The 2,348-nt window shown below is 31.9% G+C and carries 2 protein-coding genes; both read left to right on the plus strand.

Annotation, left to right across the window (positions count from 1 at the left end; translation table 11 throughout):
• The first annotated feature begins 261 nt into the window (after positions 1-261).
• Positions 262-933, plus strand: a complete 672-nt coding sequence (locus DXB52_RS15425; RefSeq protein ID WP_118108007.1) for a molecular chaperone GrpE — start codon at positions 262-264, stop codon at positions 931-933.
• A gap of 308 nt (positions 934-1,241) precedes the next feature.
• Positions 1,242-1,928, plus strand: coding sequence for a hypothetical protein (locus DXB52_RS15430; protein WP_181989234.1), 687 nt, complete (start codon positions 1,242-1,244; stop codon positions 1,926-1,928).
• Positions 1,929-2,348 lie beyond the last annotated feature (420 nt).

Raw genomic sequence — 2,348 nt, forward strand, 5'->3', positions numbered from 1 at the left:
TACAAATGAAAAAGGAGTTTTAAATGATTTTTTTTATAATTGCAGCAATCATTCTGAAAAAGGAGTTTTAAATGATTTTTTTTATAATTGCAGCAATCATTCTAGTGCTTTTTATTGGATTTATAATTGCGTTGTGTTTATGCAAAGAATCAATAAATTGGCGTAGTCAAAAATATAACTATGATTTGGAACAAACGAAATCTGAAAACAAATAGATTATCTATAAAATGATTGCTAATCCGAAATGTGAGGTAAGTATTAATGAGTTATGGTGAAGAGCAGAGAAAAGAGATTGAAACAATTAAAAAAAGACAAATCAAGCTTGAGTTATCAGATGCAGATTGTGACCGGCTTGCGAGAAAGTGCGGGGAGTATGGTCTGACAATCGGAGAGCTGATAGAAAATTTTGTCGGAGATTTGGTAGACGGTACTTACTCCAACGGAAGTGATGAGAGAATGTATGCACAACAGTGGTTTGAGCGTTGTTGGTTTGGAATGTTCCCGGAACCTTCGCTTCTCAATCATCTACTTTCCGAAGGACATGAACCACAGCATTTTCTTGATGCATTAAACAACATTGAAACTGCAAAAAGAGACATAAAGCAATCCCAAAAGGACATCGCAGAGCCTACGGACGATTGGAAGAATATTTATCGTCACAAATACAACGATGATTTTACAAGCTATAAAATTGTTCATGCATATAATAACGTGGAAGAATTCATCGAACACGAAAAAGAATGTCTAGAATCATATAAAGATGACCTGAGAGAGTGGACAGAAGAAAGAGATATGATGTTGGAAAATTGGGATTCGTCAAATGTTGATTTAGAAAAAGAAATAGAAAATGTAAAAAAATGGGTGTCAGAAAAAGATAACTTACTTAAAATTATTGATAATAAAAAAACTGACATAGAAAAAAAAAGAAAATAAAAAAGTCAAAAAAACACCGGGTATAAGAGTTCGTTAAATGTTTTCTTCTCATGTACCGAATTTCGGTACATTGTTGGATATACCCTTCTATATTATGTAACTTATTATAGCAGGAGGAAAAAACAATGCAGCTTGCATATGATACATTGCTAAAATTAAATAGTGTCAGCAAAATGGAAATGAATTTTTTCCTCCAGTGTGTGCGTTATCAAGACGAGCACAGAAGAGTGATTGGTGTTTATTACAAAGAATTCATGCAGATATTAGGTATGAAAAGTAAGCAGACATTTTATAATGTTCTGCGTTCTTTGAGTGAGAAAAATTTACTTTCATATACTCAAAATGTCAAAGGGGATTTCGATATTTATCTCGAAAATCGAACGTTTTCACAGCAAAAGACACCAGATTACATAGATCTAAATAAAGTACTTTTTCAAAGCAAAGAATTTTTCAAAATGAAAGCACATGAAAAATATATGCTTCTTGATCTTATGCGTTCTACGGCAGTAAATAGAGGAATTCGTGTTATTAATGTAAAAGAGTTTTACCATAAATATTGTAATATATTACAAGTATCAAAAAGAATGATCCAGGTCTATTTACAGACATTACGCAAATATTTTTCTGTCCATATTAAGAATGGTAAATACTACATAAAATTTTTGGGTGGGAAATTATTTCAAAAACCAACAAAATCAATCAAAGGAAAACGAGCTACATATGTTTGTGTAAATACAGCCGCTGATCAGCAAAGAGAGTATGTAGGAAGTGTATTGCTGCGTCGAGAACAGCTTGCAAAAAAACGAGAGGAGGATGCGTCAGATCTTGGGAAATTGACACATCAGTATAGCAAGATCATTAAGGAAAGAGGAGAGGATACGATATCGATCATATCTGCAGTATTACATCGTTATGCAGAGGAAAGTATTATATTTGATGTCAAACATTTCCATAAGATGCTTAGAAAAGCCCTAAAACTGGAAAATTCACTGTGAACATTTTGCTCATGGTTTCTTTATGGTGCAAAAAATAGGGAATAGTCCATAAAGAAAAAGGGATAAATGAAATTTATGGAGAAAACAAAGGGTGATCAGAAGAAAATCAGTAGCATTATAATAATGTTTTGGTGATTCTGATAGAAGCCTTATTTTTTTGCTGTTTTGTGTGGTCTAAAAAATATGTAGAAAAATATAGAGCAGTCTAATATGAACGTGTTTTTTGAAAAAATAGATGGTGGTAAGTCTAAAAAACAAGTAGAAGTTTGTGTTTGAAAGTCCATTTTTGTGCATATCGGAAAAAGATGATAATCCATTAATAGAGCTGTTTATGGAGCATATTCGGTTGAAGTATATTAATTCTATATACATTCTTATTTTTATGTACCATATATTCAATCTGTTACGAAATAATTTCAT

It is taken from the genome of Ruminococcus sp. OM04-4AA, from assembly GCF_003462585.1.
GTDB lineage: Bacteria > Bacillota > Clostridia > Lachnospirales > Lachnospiraceae > Mediterraneibacter > Mediterraneibacter faecis.